13 protein-coding genes are annotated in these 15,173 nt (G+C 60.7%); 6 read left to right on the top strand and 7 right to left on the bottom strand.

Annotation, left to right across the window (positions count from 1 at the left end; translation table 11 throughout):
- The 3 genes from H4I97_RS21115 to paaN form a co-directional block, all read right to left on the bottom strand.
- On the bottom strand, positions 1-873 hold the full coding sequence (locus H4I97_RS21115; RefSeq protein WP_182308959.1) for a branched-chain amino acid ABC transporter permease: 873 nt from the start codon (positions 871-873) through the stop codon (positions 1-3).
- A gap of 102 nt (positions 874-975) precedes the next feature.
- Positions 976-2,112 carry an ABC transporter substrate-binding protein gene (locus tag H4I97_RS21110; protein ID WP_182308958.1) on the bottom strand — a complete coding sequence of 379 codons (1,137 nt, stop codon included), beginning with the start codon at positions 2,110-2,112 and terminating at the stop codon, positions 976-978.
- Between the two features lie 38 nt (positions 2,113-2,150).
- The gene (gene paaN / locus H4I97_RS21105) at positions 2,151-3,803 is read right to left on the bottom strand and encodes a phenylacetic acid degradation protein PaaN (protein WP_182308957.1); all 1,653 of its coding nucleotides are present in this window, start codon (positions 3,801-3,803) and stop codon (positions 2,151-2,153) included.
- A gap of 101 nt (positions 3,804-3,904) precedes the next feature.
- On the opposite strand from paaN, the gene paaG reads away from it, so the two are divergent.
- From paaG to H4I97_RS21075, 6 genes are all read left to right on the top strand, one after another.
- Positions 3,905-4,699: a 2-(1,2-epoxy-1,2-dihydrophenyl)acetyl-CoA isomerase PaaG gene (paaG, locus tag H4I97_RS21100; protein WP_182308956.1), complete on the top strand. Its 795-nt coding sequence runs from the start codon at positions 3,905-3,907 to the stop codon at positions 4,697-4,699.
- The gene (gene paaI / locus H4I97_RS21095; RefSeq protein ID WP_378144286.1) at positions 4,696-5,133 is read left to right on the top strand and encodes a hydroxyphenylacetyl-CoA thioesterase PaaI; all 438 of its coding nucleotides are present in this window, start codon (positions 4,696-4,698) and stop codon (positions 5,131-5,133) included. Before paaG ends, paaI begins: the two co-directional genes overlap by 4 nt.
- A gap of 25 nt (positions 5,134-5,158) precedes the next feature.
- Complete coding sequence (gene paaK / locus H4I97_RS21090; protein ID WP_182308955.1) at positions 5,159-6,469, top strand: phenylacetate--CoA ligase PaaK; 1,311 nt, start codon at positions 5,159-5,161, stop codon at positions 6,467-6,469.
- A gap of 97 nt (positions 6,470-6,566) precedes the next feature.
- A complete protein-coding gene (locus H4I97_RS21085; RefSeq protein ID WP_182308954.1) occupies positions 6,567-7,166 on the top strand; it encodes a TetR/AcrR family transcriptional regulator in 600 nt (199 codons plus the stop codon).
- Positions 7,167-7,604: 438 nt separating this feature from the next.
- Complete coding sequence (locus H4I97_RS24815) at positions 7,605-10,040, top strand: methyl-accepting chemotaxis protein (RefSeq protein WP_182308953.1); 2,436 nt, start codon at positions 7,605-7,607, stop codon at positions 10,038-10,040.
- A gap of 498 nt (positions 10,041-10,538) precedes the next feature.
- Positions 10,539-10,865 carry an NIPSNAP family protein gene (locus tag H4I97_RS21075; RefSeq protein WP_182308952.1) on the top strand — a complete coding sequence of 109 codons (327 nt, stop codon included), beginning with the start codon at positions 10,539-10,541 and terminating at the stop codon, positions 10,863-10,865.
- Between the two features lie 194 nt (positions 10,866-11,059).
- Here the strand turns inward: H4I97_RS21075 and H4I97_RS21070 are convergent, their stop codons facing one another.
- From H4I97_RS21070 to H4I97_RS21055, 4 genes are all read right to left on the bottom strand, one after another.
- Positions 11,060-13,105, bottom strand: a complete 2,046-nt coding sequence (locus H4I97_RS21070) for a putative bifunctional diguanylate cyclase/phosphodiesterase (RefSeq protein WP_182308951.1) — start codon at positions 13,103-13,105, stop codon at positions 11,060-11,062.
- 213 nt (positions 13,106-13,318) lie between these two features.
- Positions 13,319-13,723 carry a type II toxin-antitoxin system VapC family toxin gene (locus H4I97_RS21065; protein ID WP_182308950.1) on the bottom strand — a complete coding sequence of 135 codons (405 nt, stop codon included), beginning with the start codon at positions 13,721-13,723 and terminating at the stop codon, positions 13,319-13,321.
- Positions 13,723-13,965 carry a type II toxin-antitoxin system VapB family antitoxin gene (locus H4I97_RS21060; protein WP_182308949.1) on the bottom strand — a complete coding sequence of 81 codons (243 nt, stop codon included), beginning with the start codon at positions 13,963-13,965 and terminating at the stop codon, positions 13,723-13,725. Before H4I97_RS21060 ends, H4I97_RS21065 begins: the two co-directional genes overlap by 1 nt.
- Positions 13,966-14,299: 334 nt before the next feature.
- Entirely contained in the window at positions 14,300-15,067 is a 768-nt protein-coding gene (locus tag H4I97_RS21055) for an ABC transporter permease (RefSeq protein ID WP_182308948.1), read from the bottom strand.
- Between the last annotated feature and the right edge of the window lie 106 nt (positions 15,068-15,173).

The following is a 15,173-nucleotide window of genomic DNA, read 5'->3' as shown; positions in this document are numbered from 1 at the left end:
TCATACCCTGTTGACCGCATTACGCCCGAAGAGGCCTTGCGGCATGGCGAAGAGGACCGCGAGAATGACCACGAAGGCGACCGCGTCCTTGTATTGGGAACTGATGAAGCCGGCGGTCAGCGCTTCTAGGAGGCCGAGCAGCAGGCCGCCGACCAGAGCACCCTTCGGGTTGCCCATCCCGCCGAGCATGGCCGCGGCGAAGCCCTTGAGGGCAAGCGCAATGCCAAGATCATAGCTCGTCAGCGTAATCGGAGTGACGAGCACACCCGCGAGCGCGCCGATGGCGGCCGAGAGTGCGAAGGACAGCGTCATGACCCAGTTGGTGTTGATGCCGACGAGCTGGGCTGCGACACGATTGTTGGAGGTGGCGAGCACCGCCTTTCCGGTCAGCGTCCGGGTGAAGAAGAGCCAGAGCGCGATGAACACCAGGACGGCGCCGGCGATGACCCACAGGCTCTGCGGCAGGATCGTCGCGGCGAGAATCCTGATCGGCTCGTCGCCGGTGAAGGCCGGGAAGCGATGGAGCTGCTTGTCGAAGACGAGCTGCGTCACGCCTCGAATGAAGATCGACGCGCCGATGGTGATGATGATCAGCGACACCACGGGGGCGCCGCGTGCGGGTTCGATGGCGAGCTTGTTGAGGGCGACACCGACCGCTGCGGTCGCGGCAATCGCAATCAGCGCTGCCAACGGCAGCGGCAGGCCCGCTTCAAAGGCGAAGACCGTGATCATGCCGCCCAGCATCACGAATTCGCCCTGGGCGAAATTCACGACATCGGAGGCGTTGTAGATAATGGTGAAGCCCAGCGCCACGAGCGCATAGACCGCACCGACCGTCACGCCGGAAAGGAGAAACTGCATCAGTTCTGGCATCGAAGACCCCGTTGTGGCCGCTTTTCTACGAAGCGGAGCCTGCAGATCGTTCGCAGGCTCCGCATCAATGCCCTTGTCCCCGCGAGGGGACGGTTCGGGTGCCTATTCGATGATGGTCCAGCCACCGTCCTTGATTTCCAGCATGCGGAATGCCGAGAGATCGAGGCCGAGGTGATTGTCCGCCGACATCGTCACGACACCGGTGGTTCCGACGAGGCCGGACGTGCCTTCGATCGCGTCGCGGATCGCTTCTGGCTCTGCCGAACCGGCACGTCCGATGGCATCGACGAGGATGCGCAGGGCGTCATGGGCATAGCCGCCGAAGGTCGAGACGGCGGAGCCGGTCTTCTTCTCGTAGGCTGCCTTGTACTCCGTCACCACGGCCTTCTGGGAATCGCCGTCGGCGAGGATGCCGGCAACCAGCAGCGCGGTGCCCGGAAGGCGAACGCCTTCCGCGGCCTTTGCGCCGGCGAGCTCGATGAAGCCGTCGGAGGCGACGCCATGCGACTGATAGAGCGGCACGCCGACGGCAAGCTGGGAATAATTGCGGGTGACGATCGACGGACCCTGGCCGAAACCGGCATTCAGCACGGCCTGGACACCGGCCGTTCCCTTGATGTTGGTGAGCTGCGGCGTCATGTCGGCATCCTGTGGACCGTAGGTCTCGTCGGCTGCGATTTCGATGCCGTAGTCGCCGGCAACGGCGATACACTGCTTGTGCATCGAGGCACCGAAGCCGTCGGTGCCGGAAATGACGCCGATCTTGCTGATCGCGTTCTTCTTCATGTCTTCGAAGATCTTCTGGCAGGCCATGCGATCCGTGTGCGGGGTCTTGAAGACCCAGTGCTTGACCGGATCGATGATCTCGATGGCACCGGCGAGCGAGATGAACGGCACCTCGGCATCCTCGGCGACCGGAATGATCGACATCGTCGTGCCGGTCGTCGTGCCGCCTATGATGGCCACCACCTCGTCGTCCTCGACGAGGCGGGTTGCGAAGGTGCGCGCCTTGTTTGGATCGCCGCCATCGTCGTAGAGAACGAGCTTGAGCTGTTCGCCGTTGACCCCGCCCTTCGCATTGATCTCCTCGACCAGCATTTCCAGCGTCTTGGCCTCGGGGTCGCCGAGGAACGAAGCGGGGCCGGTCGCCGATACGGTGGCGCCGATCCTGATCTCGGCCTCAGCCGCGGTTGCAAAACCCATCGCCATGAGTGTGACGAGTGCTGTCGTCGTCTTCATTTTATTTCTCCTCCCTGAGAACATTGAAAGAAAAGGCGTTACGCCGCCTTGGGGCGGCGCCACATCGCCAGCCGGAACCGGTTGGCGACGAAGGCGGTGTCGGTCAGGCTGGCATTTCCAGCTGGATTGGCACCGGTGACGTGAAAGTCGGAAAACGCAGCCGACTGGTTGACGAAGATGTTACCCGTGAGATTGATCGACAGGTTGACGCCGGCGCGGGCAAAGGTCTTCACCGCGTAAGCGATGCGCGCTTCGTCGGTGTCGTAGAGCGCGGCCGTGATTGCGCCCTTGCTGCGGGCGAGGCCAGCGGCCAGGTCGATCGCCGCCTCTGCGCTGTCCGAGGCGACGATGAAGGCGATCGGGCCGAAGCATTCTTCCTCATGCGCCTTCGTCTCGCCCGCATCGACCGCGACGATCAGCGGCGTTGCGCTGCGGCCATCGGAAAGTGGCGCGGACTCGCGGATGACACGACCGAGGCCCCGTGCCTCATCGACCCGCGCCAGCGTCGCGGGATTGGCGATGGCCCCGCAAACGCCCGAAGCGCGCGCCGAATCGCTCAGAAGCACGTCGACGGCAGCGGCGATTGCGGCCGCGACGTCGTCGAAGCTCTTGTGGCCTTCGTTGGTCTCGATGCCTTCGCGCGGAACGAAGATGTCCTGCGGCGCGGTGCACATCTGACCCGAATAGAGCGAGATCGAGAAGGCGATGTTGGCGCACATACCGGCGAAGTCGTCGGTCGCGGCAATCACGATCGAATTGACACCTGCCTCCTCGGTAAACACCTGGGCAGAACCGGCATTGTCGCGCACCCATTCTCCGAACGCGCTGGAGCCGGTGTAATCGATGATGGCGATGTCCGTGTGAGTGACGAGGTTCTTCGTGATCTCCACGCCCGCTTCATCGACGGCCAAGAGAACGACATCCGCCGGGAAACCGGCTTCGACCAGCACCTCACGCGCCACCTTCACGGTCAGCGCAAGCGGCAGGATCGCGCCGGGATGCGGCTTGACGATGACCGTATTGCCGGTGGCGAGGCTGGCAAAGATGCCGGGATAGCTGTTCCAGGTCGGGAAGGTCTGGCAACCGATCGCGAGCGCGATACCCCGCGGCACGACCTGCCAGTTCTTTTCGAGAATGATCGCCGGGGCCTTGCCCTGCGGCTTTTCCCAAGTGGCCTGGCCCGGCGTGCGGGTCATCTCCGCCCAAGCGGTGGCAACCGCCTCGAGACCACGGTCCTGTGCATGCGGGCCACCGGCCTGGAAGGCCATGGGAAAGGCCTGGCCGGTCGTGTGCATGACGGCGTTGGCCATCGCGAAGCTGATATGATTGAGGCGCGTCAGGATTTCGAGGCAGATGCCGACCCGTGTCTCCGGCGATGCATCCGCCCAGACCTCTCCGGCTGCTTTCGAGGCGGCGACGAGCGTCGTCACGTCGCTTGCCGGGTAAAGCACGTTGAGATCGAGGCCCCAGGGCGATTTCTCGGAACCGAGGCGCTTGCTCTCCGGGTGGCCCGGCAGGTCAAACCGGGCGCCGACGAGCGACCGGAAGGTCGCTTCACCGTCGTCCTTGGCGGTCTCACCGTAGATCTTGCCGCTCGGAACTTCCGGAAAGGGTGACCAGAAACCGCGCTCGGACAGAGCCTTGACGGCAGTTTCCAAGAGATCACGATGACGGTCGAACAGGTCGGACATGACAAAATTCTCCTCTGCTGTCGTTTATAATTGACCGTCCGGTCGGTTTATGCAAGAGGTTTTTACAGCCCCGGATGTGGAGTGGGGCAAGGGAGACAGCGATGCACCAATCCGACACTGTTCTGGTGGCGATGGATGGCGGCGTTCTGCGGTTGACGCTGAACCGCCCGGAAAAACTCAATTCGTTCAACGAAGAAATGCACATCGCCTTGCGCGCAGCATTGCAGCGCGCTCACGATGACGATCTTGTCCGCGCGGTCCTGCTGACCGGCGCCGGTCGTGGGTTTTCCGCCGGCCAGGATCTCGGCGATCGCGACCCGCGCAAGGGCGGGCCTGCTCCTGATCTCGGGCATACGCTTGAAACCTTCTACAATCCGACACTGCGATTGATCCGTTCGCTGGAGAAGCCGGTCGTCTGTGCGGTCAACGGGGTCGCGGCAGGGGCCGGTGCCAACATCGCATTTGCCTGCGATATCGTGCTTGCCGCCCGCTCGGCGAAATTCATCCAGGCCTTTTCCAAGATCGGGCTCATCCCCGATGCCGGCGGCAGCTGGAGCCTTGCACGCATTCTCGGCGAACCGCGCGCCAAGGCGCTCGCTATGACTGCCGAGCCGCTGATGGCCGAGCGTGCCGCCGACTGGGGCCTGATCTGGAAGGCGGTCGATGACGACCAGCTGATGACGGAAGCCGAAACGCTCGCCCGGTCGCTCGCCGAGGGCGCGACCCGCGGGCTCGGCCTCACCAAGCGGCTCATCCAGGCGGCGGCCACCAACAGCCTCGACCAGCAGCTCGACATGGAGCGCGACTGCCAGCGCGAAGCCGGTCGCACGGCCGACTATGCCGAAGGCGTCACCGCCTTCCTTGAAAAACGCAAGCCGGAGTTTTCGGGCCGATGACGATGACCGCGCAACAAATGTCGGACGCCTGCGCCGAGGCAATGTGGAAGCTCGACACTGCGTCACAGCACCTCGGCATGCGCATCGAGCACATCGCGCCGGGCGAGGCGACACTGTCGATGGATATCACCGAGACCATGTCCAACGGCCACGGCAATTGTCATGGCGGTTACATCTTCACCCTCGCCGACAGCGCCTTTGCTTTCGCCTGCAACGGCTACAATCAGGTGACCGTCGCGCAAAACTGCACGATCACCTATGTCAGCCCCGGTAGGATTGGTGACCGGCTGACCGCCGAAGCCCGAGAAGTATCGCGAAAGGGCCGGTCCGGGATCTACGATATTCGCATTTCAAATCAGAGTGGCGACCTCGTCGCCGAGTTTCGCGGCCTGTCGCGGACGGTGAAGGGCACACACCTGCCCGATCCCGCCTGAACCACCGCATTCCAGGGAGGAAATCATGCTCGACTTTGTAAGCCGTCCCCAGGATCTGGATCCGATCGAAATCGCCTCGCGGGACGAAATCTCGGCGCTCCAGTTTCACCGGATGAAGCGCTCGCTCAAACACGCCTACGAGAACTCGCCCTTCTATCGGACGCGTTTTGACGAGCACGGCGTGCACCCGGAAGACCTGAAGACCCTGTCGGACCTGTCGAAGTTCCCCTTCACCACCAAGACCGACCTGCGCGACACCTATCCGTTCGGCATGTTCGCCGTGCCGCGCGAAAAACTGGTGCGCATCCACGGATCGTCCGGCACCACCGGCAAGCCGACGGTCGTCGGCTACACCAAGCACGACATCGACGTCTGGGCCGACGTGGTTGCGCGCTCGATCCGGGCATCCGGCGGTCGCCCCGGCGACATCGTGCATGTCGCCTATGGCTATGGCCTGTTCACCGGTGGTCTCGGCGCGCATTACGGCGCCGAACGGCTCGGCTGCACCGTCGTGCCGATCTCGGGCGGCATGACCGAGCGCCAGGTCACCTTGATGAACGACTTCAAGCCGCGCGTCATCATGGTGACACCCTCCTACATGCTGTCCATCCTCGACGAGTTCCGCCGCCAGGGTATCGACCCGCGGGAAAGCTCGATCGAAGTCGGCATCTTCGGCGCCGAGCCTTGGACGAACGCCATGCGCTCGGAAATCGAACAGGCCTTCAATATGCATGCGGTCGACATCTATGGCCTTTCCGAGGTGATGGGGCCGGGTGTCGCCAACGAATGTGTGGAGACCAAGGACGGCCTGCATGTCTGGGAGGATCACTTCTATCCGGAGATCATCGATCCGATGACAGGCGAAGTGCTGCCCGACGGAGAGCTCGGCGAACTGGTGTTCACGACGCTGACCAAGGAAGGCCTGCCGATGGTGCGTTACCGCACCCGCGATCTCACACGCTTGCTGCCTGGCACGGCGCGCTCGATGCGACGTATCGAGAAGATCACCGGGCGCAGCGATGACATGATCATCCTGCGCGGCGTCAACGTCTTCCCCACCCAGATCGAGGAGCAGATCCTGAAATGCGGCGGGCTCGCGCCGCACTTCCAGATCGAGCTGACCCGAGTCGGGCGGATGGACAATATGACGGTACACGTCGAGTGCGCGGCCGATCACACCGATGCGGCGGCCCGTGCACAGTCGGCCAAGGAACTGGCGCATCACATCAAGAGCGTGGTGGGCATCAGCACCAGGATCGAGGTCCGAGACCCCACTTCCATCGTCCGTTCGGAGGGCAAGGCCAAGCGCGTAGTGGACAACCGACCGAAGGGCTGAGCGGCTACCCGTGACAGTTCAAGGACAATTGTTGTAATGAGGCGGGGGCATAAGTGCCCCCCTTTTGCAGGCGCTCTGCAAGCAGGAAAGCGAAATCATGGCTCGCACCCGGGCAAACGACTTTGAGGAAAAGCGTCGCGGCATTCTGGACCATGCCGCCGCCGTATTTGCCGAACAAGGCATGGAGAAGGCCTCCATGTCCCAGATCGCGACCCATTCGGGCGTCTCCAAGGCTCTGCTCTATCACTACTATCCGAGCAAGGACGCGCTGATCTACGCGATCATCGTCACCCATCTTGAAGAACTCGACCAAGCGATCCAGGCGGCCGACGCCCCGGACGAGCAGGCAGAAAAGCGGTTGCGCCGGTTGGTCGGTGTGGTGCTCGAAAACTACCGTGGCGCCGACAATCAGCACAAGGTACAGCTCAACGCGACCTCCGCCCTCTCCGACGAGCAGAAGGCCGGGATTACCGAGATCGAGCGTCGGATCGTCCGCCGCTTCTCCAACCTGCTCCGCGACATCAACCCCGAACTCGACAGCAAGGAGAGACCGCTGCTGATGCCCGTCACCATGTCGCTGTTCGGCATGATGAACTGGGTCTACATGTGGTTTCGGGACGGCGGACGCATCACGCGGGAAGACTATGCCGACGTGGCGACGACGCTGATTCTCGAAGGGATCAAGGCAGTTCGCTGAAGCGAACTGCCAGTCGTCTTGTCAGTCTGTTTCGGCACTGCCGATCTTATGAGAACCCTCGGACTGCCGGAACTCTATTGCGCGGGCACACGTGTGAGCGCATGCCTGACATGGTCCTGAGCACCATAGAAGATTTCCGGCACGACGATGCGGCGACAATGTTTTGCCGGTAAGGACCACGTAGGCAGCCTCGTCCCATCGGGACAAGCGAAGCGTCCCTGTTAGAAGGCGTGTTGACGAGAAGTCTCAATCCCCACCAGCCGGTAGAGCGCCCTCCGAGGTAGGGGACGTTTGTCGAATCCGCTTCCGATTGTTTCATTTTTGAAACACCTCCTCGGGAGGAAGAAGTCCCAGTTAGGACCGGTTAACCATTGCGGCGGCTTGCTGAATCTCATTCCGGCCTAATGCTGGCTACGGTCCGAAAATGGGATACAGGACATGCAGTTTCGATCTATACAAACAAAAATCGCGGCCCTCTCGGGGATTTGCGTTCTCGCTGCCACCGGCGCAGTGGTCGGCTTCAGCGTCGTCTCGGGGGGCAACAGCCGCTCCTTCGTCAGTGAAGAGACACGCGCTCTAACTGATCAATTGACGCGCGACAGTCTCAAGACCTTGGCAGCGACGCAAGCCGGCGTTGTCCGCTCCGCGCTCGAAGGCGCCTTCGATGCGGCTCGCGATATGGCTCGTACATTCGAAGTGCTCGCGTCCGAGGAGGGTGAGACTGCGACGCCGACTGCAGCGCGGCGGACCCAACTGAACGCTATTTTGCTCAACGTCCTGAAGGAAAACCCGGGCTTCAACGGCACTTATAGCGCGTGGGAGCCGAACATGCTCGACGGCCAGGACACGGCATTCCGCGACCGGCGCGACATGGGCTCAGACGCTACCGGCCGATTCTTGCCGTACTGGACGCGGGACGCCGCCGGCAAGATCGCCATTCAGCCGCTCGTCGAATATGACAGTCACGACCTCCATCCCAATGGCGTCATGAAAGGTGGTTGGTACATTGGACCGCAAAACGGCAACGGTGAGAGCATCCTCGATCCGTTGCCCTACGTGGTTCAAGGCAAGAATGTCTACTTGGCTACCATGTCGGTCCCGATCATGGTCAACGGCACGTTTCGGGGCGTCGCAGGTGCCGACTTCGACCTTGCTTTTGTACAGAAGCTAGCCGAACAGGTGAACAAATCTATCTATGATGGCAAGGCCTCGGTCGAGATTGTCAGTTACAAGGGTCTTGTCGTGGCATCGAGCGAACGGCCCGAGACGATCGGCAGCAACTTTGACCAGGCCGAACCTGGACTTTCAGGATATCTCCAGACTATTCAGGCCGGCCAGACAGATGTGGTGGTCGACGCTGACTTCTTTCGAGCTTTCGCTCCGATCGTGATCGGCCGCACAAAGACGCCATGGTCAGTCATGATCAAGGTGCCGAAGGACGTCGCCATGGCGCAGGCGCACCACCTCGATGCGGAATTGATCGAGCGCAACAGCAATGACACGAAGATGCAGATCGTCGTCTCTCTCGTCATTGCCCTTGCGGGCATCGCCGGCATGTGGCTCGTCGCACGCAGCATCGCATCACCAGTAAACAGCATGACCGACGCGATGCGCCGGTTGGCTGACGGCGACACGGCCGCCGACATCCCTGGCACAGATCGTTCTGACGAAATCGGCAAGATGGCTGCAACGGTCTCCGTCTTCCGCGAGAATGCGATCGCAAAGGCAACAATGGAGCAGGAAGCTGAAGCCAACCGCTCGGCATCCGAGGTCGAACGCCTTGCTCGCGAAGCACAGAAGGCACAAGAAAACCAAGACATCCAGTTCGTCGTGGAGTCGCTCGCCGAAGGGCTGGGCCGGCTTGCAGATGGCGATATGTCCTACCGCATCGAACGGTCGTTCGTCGCGAACCTGGACGGGCTTCGCTACGATTTCAACAATTCTGTCATGAAGCTGCAAACGGCGTTGCGTGACGTGCAGATCAACGCCTACGCCATCGACGGCGGCGCAAATGAGATCCGGTCCGCAGCCGATGATCTTTCACGCAGGACCGAGCAACAGGCGTCTTCTCTCGAAGAGACGGCAGCGGCGCTGGAAGAAATCACCGCGACGGTCAAGGACACTGCCAAGAGGGCCGAAGAGGCGGGCCAGCTCGTTGATCGTACCCGCAAGGGTGTGGAAGAAGCTGGAGAGGTTGTCGGAGCCGCCGTCGCGGCGATGAAGCACATCGAACAGTCATCGAGCGAGATTAGCAACATCATCGGCGTGATAGACGAGATAGCTTTCCAGACAAATCTCCTGGCGCTCAATGCAGGCGTCGAAGCAGCTCGGGCCGGCGAGGCCGGCAAGGGCTTTGCGGTGGTCGCGCAGGAAGTTCGCGAGCTCGCCCAACGTTCGGCCCAGGCCGCCAAGGAGATCAAGGGACTGATCCTGACATCGGGTGAACAGGTCCAGCAGGGCGTATCCCTCGTCGGCAACACCGGCAAGTCCCTTGCGGCGAGCGTCGAAGAGGTCAAGCGGGTCAACAAACTCGTCCATGAAATCGTGGAGGCGTGTCGCGAGCAATCCGTCAGTGTCCAGGAGATCAATGTTGCGATCAACACCATGGATCAGGGCACGCAACAGAACGCTGCCATGGTGGAGCAGACAACGGCATCGACCCACAGTCTGGCCCGCGAAGCGGCTGCGCTCAATGCTCTGATCGCCCAGTTCAAGATCGATGAGCCTGTCGCCAGCGACGCGCCGCGGGGGACGCACAAGGCCATGGTTGCGACACAATCTCCGGTTCGAAACCTCACGCGCAAGGTTGCGTCAGCGTTCGGCGGCGGAACGGCCGCAGCCGCAGCAAGCGCGGCGGACTGGGAGGAGTTCTGATTACGGGACGTCGTCTGGTGAGGTCCGGGTCGGACTGCAGTGACGAAACGGCGGGCGAGAAACCGTCTCGTCTGAGTACGTGGCGCAGACCGGGCTCCTCACGAGGATGCCCTGTAGAGTCATCGACATCACCAGCCGCGCAACCGCACGCCCAGAGCAGAAGACGAAGACAGTACTGCAAAGGTCAGTGTCGCGGCGACCAAGCCGGCGTCGACGAACGGCAGGCAACCTGGGAGCGTAAACGGCAAGTCCAGACCATTGTGGCCGTGTAGCTCCACGGCCTTAGTGCGTCGATTTCCGAGCTTAACCAACCATAGGCAATGCGCTCCAGGTGTCTGAGCGAACCACGCTCGCGGAACGGCGATGCTCATCTGCGTCGTTTATGCAGACCGGCGGAGCATGCCGATGAACCTCCGATCTCGTAATGGACGAAGGTTGCTAAGGCGACGGTTTTCTGGAACATCTTCAGGTGAACTTCGTCACGCTTGAGAGGCGTACATGATCTACGAACAAAGAGTATATTCAGCCATCCCAGGTCGCCTGCCGGATTTGCTTGCGCGTTTCCGGGAGCACACACTGGGGATATGGAAGCGTCTTGGCATCGAGCCCGCCGGGTTCTGGACCACCGCGATCGGACCGGACAGCAATCAACTTACCTACTTCCTAAGATGGGAAAGTTTGGCGGAACGCGAGGCAAAGTGGTCTTCTTTCGTCACCGATGATGAGTGGCTGGCAGTCAGGTCGGCCAGCGAAGCGAACGGTCCAATCGTGGAGAGGATAGCGAGCAGTCTATTATCGCCGACCGACTTTTCATCCGTCCAATGACAAGGCAGCCGTCGAGTACCCGCTAGACGGGCGAGGAAGCAAAGAGCCCGCGGCAAGCGGCCTTTTCGGCCATCAGCCGATTGTTTAGATCCACTCGCCGGATGCCGGTTTGGCAAACCCGACAATGTGTTCGGTGAGCTGCGCCTCTGGTGACATCTTGAACGACGTTATGCAGACCGCCCCGCTCAAGTTGACTAATCTTGCACGCTGGGAACTGCTGCTTGACCTTTCGCCAAGACCTCGGGAACGTGGCTGACCGGAAGAGGCTTTCCAAACAGATACCCCTGGATTTCGGTACACCCATGCCGCCTCACTCGGTCGAGCTGTTCGGGTGTCTCGACGCCTTCCGCTGTCGTTGTTATGCCCAGACTGTATCCGAGATCGACCACTGCTTTTACGATGGCGGCACAATCCTTCGAAGTTCCGAGCTCCCTGATGAACGATTGATCGATTTTGATCTTGTCGAAGGGGAAGAGCCTTAGATAACTCAAGGAGGAGTATCCGGTCCCGAAGTCGTCCATTGCGATCTGCACGCCGAGCCCCTTGATGTGGTGCAGGGTCGCCAAGGCGGATTCACTGTCAGTCAGAAGCACAGATTCGGTGATTTCCAATTCAAGCTGGCATGGCGTCAGACCGGAATCGCCAAGGGCGGAGACTACGGTGTGGATGAGCAACGGGCTTCTAAACTGTAGCGGGGAAAGATTGACCGCGACTTTTATATTCTTCGGCCAGGTTGCTGCGTCTTTGCATGCCTGCCGCAAGACCCATTCTCCCAGGGGCACGATCAGACCGGTTTCCTCCGCTAGGGGAATGAACTCCGCGGGAGAGACCAAGCCCCTGTCGGGGTGATGCCAGCGCACGAGTGCCTCGAACCCGACAACGTTTTCGGTTTCGGTATTCACCTGGGGCTGATAGAAAATTTCGAACTCATCGCCTGCGATGGCCTGGCGAAGATCGATTTCAAGTCTGCGTCTCTTCTGGATCCCCGCGTCCATCTCGGCTTCAAAAAAACAAAAGGTGCTTCGGCCGCTCGTTTTCGCTTTGTAAAGAGCCGTATCAGCGTTTCTGAGGACACCATCGGGTGTGTCGCCGTCTTCAGGTGCAATAGCAATCCCGATGCTTGCGCCAACATGAACAGCTTGCCCATCAATGCTGAAGGTCTCGCCGACGGACTCGACCAACCTCTGCGCAAGGTCTGAGACAAGTTCAACGTCCTGAACATTTTCTCGGACCACTATGAACTCGTCTCCCCCAAGCCGTGCAATCGTGTCGTGGTCGGTCAGATGGCTCCTCAGGCGGTCTGTGACCGTCTTGAGCAGCTGATCGCCGGCGCCGTGTCCCATGGTGTCGTTGACATCCTTGAAGTGATCGAGATCGAGGCAGAGAACCGCGCAGCGTTTTCCAGCGCGGCTGAGGATGAGTTCCCGGTCAAGCTTCTCTCGCAGAAGGGCCCGATTAGGTAAGCCAGTCAGCGGATCGTGACTCGCCATATGCCTTATTTGTTCCTCGGCTCGCACGGACTCGGTGACATCTTCGTGGGTCGCGACGTAGCCGCCGTTTTCTATTGGGTTGTGCGTAATCTTGATTACCCGACCATCGACCAGGTTCACGCATTGGCTGGCGGCAGAGCCCTTTATTGCAGCCTCGACGACGACGTCAAAATACGCCTCCCGCTGCGCAGGTTCATTTCCGGCTGTTCGGCGATAATCGAGGATTTGGCCGAGGGGTGTTCCAGGCCGAGTGAGCGAGTCTGGCAGGTCGTACAAACGTGCGTAGGCAGCGTTACACAGCAGGAGCTTCGTTTCCGCATCGAACATGCATAACCCATGCGGCATATTTGCAAGGGCAGCGTCAAAACGGCTGTTTTGGTCGGCCAAATCCCTCCTGATCGTGGCCAGTGCAGAAATGTCGTCACAAGTCACCAGCCACCCGCCCTCTTCGATTGGAGCGGTGGTAAGCAAGATCACTCTGCTGCCTATGGAGATCTCGCGGCGGAGCGTGGTGGAACGCGTTTGCACATGCGTAACCCAGCTCTCGCGCGCTGTGCCCGACTTCGGCGTGATGGCGAGAACTGGGATCTGGTCGGCCAATCTCGTCGCGCTGAGACCAACTTCGATGCCATCCTTGGGCGCCTGCAGCAACTCGCCTGCCCGGCCGTTGAATGCCACAACCTGTAGATCTGCATCCAGGAGCATCACGCCTTGCTGCATGTTCTCCAATATGCGGAGTAGACTGAGCATAGCTCTACCTGTTGCGATGGGCGCTCATACACGTAATTGTAGAGCGAGTATGAGGGAATACAATAGGCAGACATGTCGCCGGCGCGATCACCGCTGCGGGCATGTGAACCGTGGCATCAGGACCGCATTGCGTGCGTTCGTCACGGTGTCTGCGGGGAGTCTTCCTGAGCCTCCTGCACCTTCACCCGAAACCAGCCGTGATGGCTGGCTGTATCAGGGTACGGTGTCAATATCTGTATGTCTGAACTCGTCTGCCGTGGCAAGAATGGGTACATCGTAGTATCGGGCGCATGCATAATGCAGGCAGTCGCCGAGATTGAGGCCCCGGCGGCCCGCCCGGTAACGATGGGCGGCGGAAAGAGCCATCCGGGTCGTCGCGTCCGCAGGCGGAAGACCGCGAATTTCGATCCCGCGCTCTTCGAGGAACTCGATGACGATCGGTTCCACCTCCGCGACGGTCAGGCCAAACTTATCGGGGCGTGCAAGACCGAGCACGGCCTCGAGCACGACAATTGGGGAGGTGAAGGAGGCCTTCGCCGACGCGATCGCATCGGAAACACGTTGTGCTTCCGGCTCGTCGGAGAGAAGCGCGATGATGGCGCAGGCGTCCACGAACATCAACTTTCCCACATTTCGTCAAAGGCTTCACGTGGTAGCGGCCGCCTGGCCGCAGCGCCGAGCTTGACGCCATGTTGTTCGCGTATCCGGGCGGCGGTCTGCAGCGGGGTCTCTGCGTTACGACGGCGTTCGATTGCCTCCTTCATGGCGAGGACGATTGCATCGGTAATGCTGACGCCGGCCATACGCGCGAACTTGCGCGTGAGCGCATCCGCTTCCGGATTGTTGACGTTGATCGGCATGGGCTACTCCATGTAGATAAATTCGCGAAATAATGTAGATCGCCTGACGCCAATACGCAAGACTCATGGAACGAGGGACGCAAAGGATCGCTCCACCGGCTGGGACGCAGCACACCCTCCCGATCTGCCGTCGAAGCCGGAAGCGTCACGCTGCCCCACCAACGAAAGGCATGTCGGCATTTGCATGTGCCACGGCTTTCATGGCCTAGGAGGTTAGAAGGCAGGGGACCGATTATGGCTATCATTTTACTCGCCTCGAAAGCTTGGAAACGGCATTCGCTATCCGCGCCTGACGCCAAGCGGCCCGCGGCCAATTCCATGAGTTTGGCCACGATCAATGTCTCCACCTCGCCGCACGCGCCTCCCAGCGCTGAATGAACCCATGCTCAACGATCAGCATGACAGCGACGAACGAGAGGGAATAAACGAGCACGTGGGCGATCTGGAACTGCTGAAAATAGAGGTGGATACGAAAGCCAACCCCACTGGAACGGCCGAGAAACTCCACCACCAGAACGATTTTCCATATGATCGCGATGCCGTTGCGAGCTGCCACCGCAAGCCAAGGCGCAAGTTGCGGCAGGATGAGATGCCGAAACCGCTCTCTGCGCGAAAGCCTCGCGACGGAAGCCAGATCATCAAACGCGGGATCAAAGGAACCGACACCTTGGCGGATGGTAACCATCACCATCGCGGTCTTGTTGAGCGTCACAGCGACAATTGCCGCAGTTTCATTGAGTCCTATCCAAAGATAACACAGCACGATCAAAACCAGGGCGGGCAGATTCATGAAGATCGTTACCCAGGGATCGGCCCAGCGGTTGAGGCCACGGTAGCGGCCGAGCAAGAAGCCGAGCAGGCAACCCAAACCCATGGCAAGAAGAAACGAAGCCACGACACGTAACAGTGTCGCGAGCAGTTCGGTGGGCAACCGGCCAGCTCGCGTCTCCGACCAGAACACCTGCGCGACCTCCACGGGTCCGGGGAGAACGGTCGGATCGGCCTTGAGGGCAGCGAGGCCTGCCCAAAACAGTCCAAACAGGATGAGCGAAAGCAAGAACACGCTCGCTTCCACGTAGGCGCCGAGGGTCTTTTGCGACATCTAAGTTTCTCCCGTGCAGACTATAGCTGCTGAACCGCGGCTCTGATCCGCGACCTTGGTCGTATGGCAACGGCTCCTCCGACGCATAGAAATCGGGGGGAGGAAT

This window comes from Ciceribacter thiooxidans (genome assembly GCF_014126615.1).
Taxonomy (GTDB): Bacteria; Pseudomonadota; Alphaproteobacteria; order Rhizobiales; family Rhizobiaceae; genus Allorhizobium; species Allorhizobium thiooxidans.
Note: the sequence above shows the minus strand (reverse complement) of the source record. Positions and strands in the feature narration are given on the sequence as shown.

Excerpts from the sequence above, each read along its gene's own strand:
- paaN (WP_182308957.1), bottom strand. The coding sequence starts at position 3,803 with ATGTCCGACCTGTTCGACCGTCATCGTGATCTCTTGGAAACTGCCGTC.
- H4I97_RS21115 (WP_182308959.1), bottom strand. The coding sequence starts at position 873 with ATGCCAGAACTGATGCAGTTTCTCCTTTCCGGCGTGACGGTCGGTGCG.
- H4I97_RS21070 (WP_182308951.1), bottom strand. The coding sequence starts at position 13,105 with ATGCTCAGTCTACTCCGCATATTGGAGAACATGCAGCAAGGCGTGATG.
- H4I97_RS21060 (WP_182308949.1), bottom strand. The coding sequence starts at position 13,965 with ATGCCGATCAACGTCAACAATCCGGAAGCGGATGCGCTCACGCGCAAG.
- H4I97_RS24815 (WP_182308953.1), top strand. The coding sequence starts at position 7,605 with ATGCAGTTTCGATCTATACAAACAAAAATCGCGGCCCTCTCGGGGATT.
- paaI (WP_378144286.1), top strand. The coding sequence starts at position 4,696 with ATGACGATGACCGCGCAACAAATGTCGGACGCCTGCGCCGAGGCAATG.
- paaG (WP_182308956.1), top strand. The coding sequence starts at position 3,905 with ATGCACCAATCCGACACTGTTCTGGTGGCGATGGATGGCGGCGTTCTG.
- H4I97_RS21085 (WP_182308954.1), top strand. The coding sequence starts at position 6,567 with ATGGCTCGCACCCGGGCAAACGACTTTGAGGAAAAGCGTCGCGGCATT.
- H4I97_RS21110 (WP_182308958.1), bottom strand. The coding sequence starts at position 2,112 with ATGAAGACGACGACAGCACTCGTCACACTCATGGCGATGGGTTTTGCA.
- H4I97_RS21055 (WP_182308948.1), bottom strand. The coding sequence starts at position 15,067 with ATGTCGCAAAAGACCCTCGGCGCCTACGTGGAAGCGAGCGTGTTCTTG.
- H4I97_RS21065 (WP_182308950.1), bottom strand. The coding sequence starts at position 13,723 with ATGTTCGTGGACGCCTGCGCCATCATCGCGCTTCTCTCCGACGAGCCG.
- H4I97_RS21075 (WP_182308952.1), top strand. The coding sequence starts at position 10,539 with ATGATCTACGAACAAAGAGTATATTCAGCCATCCCAGGTCGCCTGCCG.
- paaK (WP_182308955.1), top strand. The coding sequence starts at position 5,159 with ATGCTCGACTTTGTAAGCCGTCCCCAGGATCTGGATCCGATCGAAATC.